This is a genomic window from Sinorhizobium americanum (genome assembly GCF_001651855.1).
In the GTDB taxonomy this organism is placed as follows: Bacteria; Pseudomonadota; Alphaproteobacteria; order Rhizobiales; family Rhizobiaceae; genus Sinorhizobium; species Sinorhizobium americanum.
Window position 1 is genome coordinate 272,051 of the sequence record NZ_LNQC01000044.1, and the last position, 6,579, is coordinate 278,629.

9 protein-coding genes are annotated in these 6,579 nt (G+C 63.9%); 5 read left to right on the forward strand and 4 right to left on the reverse strand.

What is annotated here, in order from left to right; genetic code table 11:
* Nucleotides 1-86: 86 nt before the first annotated feature.
* Nucleotides 87-974 (reverse strand): SDR family oxidoreductase, encoded by an 888-nt coding sequence (locus ATC00_RS08465; protein ID WP_064252507.1) that lies wholly within the window; start codon nucleotides 972-974, stop codon nucleotides 87-89.
* Between the two features lie 153 nt (nucleotides 975-1,127).
* Here ATC00_RS08465 and ATC00_RS08470 point away from each other — a divergent pair, with 153 nt between their 5' ends.
* Together ATC00_RS08470 and ATC00_RS33820 are read left to right on the forward strand one after the other, a co-directional pair.
* The gene (locus ATC00_RS08470; protein WP_064252508.1) at nucleotides 1,128-1,532 is read left to right on the forward strand and encodes a winged helix-turn-helix transcriptional regulator; all 405 of its coding nucleotides are present in this window, start codon (nucleotides 1,128-1,130) and stop codon (nucleotides 1,530-1,532) included.
* A 38-nt stretch (nucleotides 1,533-1,570) separates the two neighbouring features.
* Nucleotides 1,571-1,699: a hypothetical protein gene (locus ATC00_RS33820; RefSeq protein ID WP_268801629.1), complete on the forward strand. Its 129-nt coding sequence runs from the start codon at nucleotides 1,571-1,573 to the stop codon at nucleotides 1,697-1,699.
* A gap of 49 nt (nucleotides 1,700-1,748) precedes the next feature.
* Here the strand turns inward: ATC00_RS33820 and ATC00_RS08475 are convergent, their stop codons facing one another.
* Nucleotides 1,749-2,468: an aspartate/glutamate racemase family protein gene (locus ATC00_RS08475; RefSeq protein WP_064252509.1), complete on the reverse strand. Its 720-nt coding sequence runs from the start codon at nucleotides 2,466-2,468 to the stop codon at nucleotides 1,749-1,751.
* Between the two features lie 219 nt (nucleotides 2,469-2,687).
* Between ATC00_RS08475 and ATC00_RS08480 the strand changes: the two genes are divergently transcribed.
* The 3 genes from ATC00_RS08480 (at nucleotide 2,688) to ATC00_RS08490 (ending at nucleotide 5,424) form a co-directional block, all read left to right on the forward strand.
* Nucleotides 2,688-3,152, forward strand: a complete 465-nt coding sequence (locus ATC00_RS08480; RefSeq protein ID WP_064252510.1) for an Lrp/AsnC family transcriptional regulator — start codon at nucleotides 2,688-2,690, stop codon at nucleotides 3,150-3,152.
* A gap of 100 nt (nucleotides 3,153-3,252) precedes the next feature.
* A complete protein-coding gene (locus tag ATC00_RS08485; RefSeq protein ID WP_037386737.1) occupies nucleotides 3,253-4,521 on the forward strand; it encodes an NAD(P)/FAD-dependent oxidoreductase in 1,269 nt (422 codons plus the stop codon).
* 3 nt (nucleotides 4,522-4,524) lie between these two features.
* On the forward strand, nucleotides 4,525-5,424 hold the full coding sequence (locus tag ATC00_RS08490; protein WP_037386735.1) for an aminoglycoside phosphotransferase family protein: 900 nt from the start codon (nucleotides 4,525-4,527) through the stop codon (nucleotides 5,422-5,424).
* 5 nt (nucleotides 5,425-5,429) lie between these two features.
* Here the strand turns inward: ATC00_RS08490 and ATC00_RS08495 are convergent, their stop codons facing one another.
* The gene (locus ATC00_RS08495; RefSeq protein ID WP_037386733.1) at nucleotides 5,430-6,140 is read right to left on the reverse strand and encodes a thermonuclease family protein; all 711 of its coding nucleotides are present in this window, start codon (nucleotides 6,138-6,140) and stop codon (nucleotides 5,430-5,432) included.
* A 159-nt stretch (nucleotides 6,141-6,299) separates the two neighbouring features.
* Nucleotides 6,300-6,579, reverse strand: a 280-nt coding sequence (locus ATC00_RS33265; RefSeq protein WP_206744266.1) for a hypothetical protein, incomplete at its 5' end; no start/stop codon positions are given.

Sequence of the window (6,579 nt, forward strand, 5' to 3'; positions counted from 1 at the left end):
CGATCGCGTCTTCCAGGCGATCGTGCCGGCCGCTCATGGAAAAGGCCCGGCGGCGGACGCCGGGCCGGTCGTCATCGCGGCGATTGCTATTGAACGAGCGCAGCCTTGTTTGCCGCAAGGAAGGCCGGCAGCCCGACCGGGGTTCTGCCGGTGAGGGTGGCAACGTCATCGGTCACCAAGTCGAAATGGCCTTCGCGCGTATTGGTGTCGAAGGAGACGAGGATCGGCACGAAGAAGTCCGGCAGCCCGGCTCCCTTAAGCCCGCCTGCAAGAGCCTCGTCGGAGATCTGAACGACCTCGAGCGGCTTGCCGGTTGCCGCTGCGACGAGTTCGGCGATCTCCGCGGTCGTCATCGCCTCTGTTCCGGTCAGCGTATAGGTGCGGCTTTCCGTCGAACCCGATTCCAGCGCGGCGGCAGCAGCCTTGGCGAGATCGTCGCGCGCCACGTGCGAAATCCGGCCTTCACCCGCCGACGAGAACCATTGCCCGGTCTGAAGCGCATGCGGCAGGGCCAGGAAAAGGTTTTCCATGTACCAGGCATTGCGCAGGATCGTATAAGGAATCCCGCTCGCCTTGATGGCGTTTTCGGTGCCGAGATGGTCGGCGGCGAAGGGAATGACCGAGGTTTCCGGATTGGGCATGGACGTATAGAGGATGTGCTTGACGCCCGCCTTCTTGGCGGCTTCGACGGCGGCGAGGTGCTGCTTCAGCCGCTTGCCCGGCTCGTCAAGCGTGTCGGTCGAGATGATAAGAACCCGGTCGGCGCCGGCAAAGGCCTTTTCAAGCGAGGCAGGGTCGTCGAAATCGGCGACGCGGGTCTCTACGCCCCTGGCGGCATAATCGGCGAGCTTGGCGGTAACGCGGCTGGTGGCGATGATGTCGGCGGGCTTCGTCTTGCCGGAGGCGAGAACCGCATCGAGGACGAGTTTGCCGAGCTGACCTGCAGCGCCGGTTACGAGCAATCTCTGGAACATGATCTTCCTTTCACTTCGCTTTCCAGCTTCGCAACGCCTCGAACGGCCATGTCGAATGCTGGTCTCTTTTTGAGAGTTGCTCTTATCTCGTAATCTGCTAAGAGCTGTAAAGGAGGCAGTTTTTTCTGCGAAGGTTACGGAAAGGGTACCGCCATGAACAAGGCGACCGGCAAGGTGAAGGGAAAGCGCGTGGCTCTGATCGGCGGCGTGCCGTTCGACATCGACGACTGCCCGGTGCGGGATGTGATGGACAATATCGGCGGCAAATGGAATTCGCTGATGATCCTGTCGCTCGCCGACGGGCCGCTGCGCTTTTCGCAACTGCGCCGGCTGATCCCCGACATTTCCCAGCGGATGCTGACGCAGACGCTGCGCGACCTGCAGCGAGACGGCTATTTGAGCCGCACCGTCTATCCGACGCAGCCGCCGAGCGTGGAATACAGCCTCACCGACCTCGGCCGGTCGTTTCTGGTTGTCCTCAGACTGTTCGTCGACTGGTCCCTCGAAAATCACGAGGCAATCCGCAAGGCGCGGGCGGAGTTTGATGAAGTGCCATAGGCAGATTATCGCCACACGCCCGTGCTATCGGCGAGCTGATGGCAGTTGGTATTGCAATCGGCATCGGTGTTGGCGCGGCCATAGGAGCCGCGCTCGATAGCGTTCCGCTCGGTATCACTATCGGCATTGCTCTAGCTGCCGCGATGGGGATGTATCTGCGGCACTGAAGGCGCGCTGGTCCGCCTGTCCGCTGCCTGCAATCGCGTTGGCGCTCCGTCAGGCGGCGCGGCTTACATCCCGCATGCTCAAGGAGAATTCGACGGCCGCCTCGGCGTGGATGGCCGTGGAATCGAAACCCGGCAGGGGCAGATTGGCTGGGTCGAGGATCAGGCAGATCTCGGTGCAGCCGAGAATGACCGCATCGGCGCCTGCTGCCTTCGCCTTTTCGATGAGTGCCAGCAGCGCCTCGCGCGAGCGGTCCAGCACCTTGCCGGCGCAGAGTTCGTCGAAGATCACTCCGTGGGTCAGCGTGCGACCGTCGGCATCGGGGACGATCAGATCGATGCCGTGCGTTTTCATGCGCTCGGCATAAAAGCCGTGCTCCATCGTGTAACGGGTCGCGAGCAGCAGCGGCCGGCGGCTGCCGGCGGCCTTGAGACGAACTGCGGTCTCGTCGATGATGTTGATCAGCGGGATCTCGACGGCAGCGGCAACCGCGTCGGCGATCAGGTGCATGGTGTTGGTGCAGATCAGCACGCAATCGGCGCCGCCTGCTTCGAGTGCGCGCGCAACCTCGGACAGGCGCCGGGCGGCCTCGTCCCAGCGGCCGGCCTTCTGCAGGTCGACGATTTTCTGGAAGTCGACGGAATGGAGGAGCACCTCGGCCGAATGCAAGGCGCCCAGCCGCTCGCGAACCGCCTCGTTGACCATCCGGTAATAGACCGCCGAACTTTCGAAGCTCATGCCGCCGATAAGGCCGATCTTGCGCATTTCCATCAACTCGCTCCCTTTTTGCATCCGATCGCCGGAACTGAAGCGGGAAGGGCGCGTTGCCACTTTCCTATCTCGTTCCACCGGTAAGATTATGACGCGACTCGGGTTGGATTTGTTTGCTTTGAGGGCTATCTAAGAAAGACATCAATAGGTTTTTGCGTTATTTCTTCTGTTTGTGCAAAATTCAGGCGTCGTTGTGGCATAGAGTGAGGAGTAAAGGGCGTGCTGGATGAGAGGGACCGAAAGCTGCTCACACTTCTGCAGGAAGATGCGAGCATTGCGATGGGCGATCTCGCCGCGCGGGTAAACCTTTCCTTGTCCGCCTGCTCGCGCCGCATCCAGCGGCTGGAGGAGGCGGGCTATGTGTCAAGGCGCATCGTCGTTCTCGACCGGGAGAAGATGGGCGTGCCCACGACGGTCTTCGCGCTCATCAAGACTGCGCATCACTCCGATGAATGGATCGAGACGTTCCGGCGGGCGATCAGCGATATTCCCGAAATTGTCGAGGCGCACCGGTTGACCGGCAATTACGATTACATCGTCAAGGTTGTCCTGCCGCGAGTCGAGCAATATGACATGGTCTACAAGCAGATCGTGCGCAAGGTGGAGCTTTTCGACGTTTCCGCATCGATTTCCATGGAGGTCCTGAAAAGCGGCACCGCGGTTCCGGTCCGTTACGCCGAGTAAGGTTCTGCGGCGCGGCATGGCGCGGCGCAAGGATCGGCGACGGAGCGATACCTGAAGCGCCGTCGATGCGTGCGGTTTATCAGCGAACGAGGCAGCAGCGATGCAGGAAAGACATCACGTGGTGGTCGTGGGCGGTGGATTCGGCGGGTTGCAACTCGTCCATGACCTCAAGGGCGCGCCGGTTCGCATCACGCTCATCGATCGGCGCAACCACCATCTCTTTCAGCCGCTGCTCTACCAGGTCGCTACCACCATTCTTGCGACCTCCGAGATTGCCTGGCCGATCCGTCATCTCTACCGCGACCGACCGGAGGTCACGACCCTGCTCGGCGAGGTGCAGGGCATCGACAGGGCGGCAAAGGCCGTGAGGCTGGCGAGCGGCCGGGCCGTCCACTACGACACGCTGGTGCTCGCGACCGGCGCGACGCACGCCTATTTCGGCCATGACGAATGGGCCGCGGTCGCACCCGGGCTGAAGACGCTCGAGGATGCGACGACCATTCGCCGGCGCGTGCTGCTCGCATTCGAGCAGGCGGAAGTCGAGGAGGATCCTGCCAGGCGCGATGCGCTGTTGACCTTCACGATCGTCGGCGCCGGTCCAACGGGGGTGGAGCTTGCCGGCATCATCGCCGAAATGGCGCACCGAACCTTGCCGGACGAGTTCCGTCGCATCGATACGCGCCGGGCCCGTGTCATCCTCGTCGAGGCTGGGCCGCGCATCCTGCCGGCCTTTGCGGAAGAGCTTTCCGCCTATGCGCTGAGGGAACTCGGGAAGCTCGGCGTCGAGGTGCGCACCGGAACGCCGGTGACTGACTGCACGGCGGAGGGCGTCAGGATCGGGGACAGTTTCGTGCCCAGCTGCACGCTCGTCTGGGCGGCGGGCGTTCAGGCGTCCCCGGCCGCCCAATGGCTCGGGATCGAGGCGGACCGCGCGGGCCGGGCTTTGGTCGATCAGGGCCTCAGCGCACCAGGCAACGGGGATGCGTTCGTTATTGGCGACACCGCCGCGGTCAAGCAGGAGAATGGTATGCCGGTGCCGGGCATTGCGCCCGCCGCCAAGCAGCAGGGCGCCTATGTGGCTCGGGTGATCCGCGCCCGGCTCACTGGTCAGCCCGCGCCAGGCCCTTTCCGCTACCGCCACCAGGGAAGTCTTGCCACGATCGGCAAGCGGGCCGCAATCATCGACTTCGGCAGGATAAAGCTCAAAGGCGGCCTTGCCTGGTGGATCTGGGGCCTCGCTCATATCTATTTCCTGATCGGCACTCGCAGCCGTTTTGCGGTGGCCTGGAGTTGGTTGTGGATCTATCTGAGCGGTCAGCACAGCGCGCGGCTGATCACGCAAAAGGAAACGATGCGTGGAGATGGATAAGCCTTGGGTTCCTCCGAAAGCATCGCAATCGACAGCTCCCTTGTCAGGCGGCTGATCGCAGCGCAGTTTCCGCAATGGACGGACCTGCCGGTGCGACCGGTCCGGCATGGCGGCTGGGACAACCGGACCTTTCATCTCGGCGATGACCTCTCGGTTCGTCTGCCGAGTGCCGCGTCCTATGCGCTGCAGGTCGAGAAGGAGCAGCGCTGGCTGCCGCGGCTGGCACCTCACCTGCCGCTGCCGATCCCGGAACCGGTGGCGATGGGGCGACCGGACGAAGGCTATCCCTGGTCTTGGTCCGTCTATCGATGGCGCCATGGCGAGATCGCCACGCATGCTCCGATCGGCGATTTGCCAGCCTTCGCCGCGACGCTCGGCGAATTCCTTGCCGCTCTGCAGCGGATCGACGCCGATGGCGGGCCGTCACCGGGGCAGCACAATTTCTTCCGCGGCGGTGCGCTCACCGTCTACGACCATGAAGCGCGCTGGGCGCTCGAGGCGCTTGCGGGCAAAATCGACACCGATACGGCCCGATCCGTCTGGGAGGCGGCGCTCGTCGCCAGCTGGACGGCAAAGCCGGTCTGGTTCCATGGCGATGTCAGTTCCGGCAACCTGCTCGTCGAAGGCGGCCGTCTCGCCGCCGTCATCGACTTCGGCACGTCCGGCGTCGGCGATCCGGCCTGCGATCTCTCGATTGCCTGGACGATGTTCAGCGGCGAAAGCCGCGCAGCGTTTCGTGCGGCACTCCCTCTCGACCGGGGAACCTGGGCGCGCGGCCGCGGCTGGACCCTGTGGAAAGCGATGATCGTTGCAGCCGAGATGCCGGGGACCGATCGGCTCGAAGTCGAAAAGTCGCGGCGCGTGATTGGCGAAGTTCTCGCCGATCACCTGCGGTACGGTTGATGGGTTCAGCCGGAGGCGCGCGCCGCCTGGCCGCACCAGCTTGCCGGCCGGCTGGCGCGCTTTCTCACCAGCCCCTCAGAAACGAGGAGGTCTCCCAACGACCTGCCGCCTCTCATGACCACACGCGGCTTCCCCGCTTCCTCGTCGGCGAAGCCGCCCGCCGAAGCAACCAGCGTGAATTCGCCGGCGTTCAGCAACTCACGCAGCCTTGCCTTGGCATAGGAACCGCGCGACCGCTCCGCATCGCATTTCGCGAGCTTCGTCTCGGGCGCGTCGATATCGGCGATGAGAATTCTTTCACCGTTGAAGAGGAATGTATCGCCGTCGATCACGCAGTTGTCGTGGCGAATGCCGCAGAAGAAGAACGTGTTGCTTCCCGTTTCAACGGAGGCGAGTTGCGCCGGCGGCTGCTGCATCGGCCTGCCGACCGGTGCCGGTGGGACCAAGGCAGGTCTCGCCGCGACGGAACCCGTATGCTCCTTCGGAGGCGGGGCGATGCCCGCCGTCTTCGGCTTCTTCTCGGGCGCCTTCTCCGGTTTCGAAAGGAACGCAGTCGTTTCGCGATCGTCCACCCAGTCGCGGAGTTGTTCCCGGTGGTCATAGCCGATGATGCCGCCGATAAGAATCGTAGCGGCCAGATACCAGGGCATCATGCCGCCCCGGCCGCCTTTCGAGCGTGTGCTGCGTTTCCGTCGCGGGGATTTTGCCTTGGCCATCCGATTCGATCCTTGAATTGCGCGGGCATTATCGGATCGAGGAGTTGCTGAAAGGTTTTCGCGAAGGTCGGGCGCCTTCGTTTCTCACGTCCTCCACGACGAAGGGCGGGCCCCGTCGGAACCCGCCCCTTGTCGTCGTTTGCCTCGGTAGCTGCTATGTCACGCTCGGCGAGCGTCACACTCTTTGATGCGATCGCGCAGTAACTGCGATGCGTTAGCGCGTGTCGTCGCTTTTACCGGAATTGCCCGGGGTCCCGTCGCCACCGCCGTTGCCATTTCCATTATTTCCGCTGCCACCGCCACCGCCGGAGCCACCGCCACCGCCGGAGCCGCCGCTGCCGCCGGAGCCGCCGCCACCACCGGAGCCACCGCCACCACCGGAGCCGCCGCCGCCACTGCCGCCACTACCACCGGAGCCACCGCCACCGCCGGAGCCGCC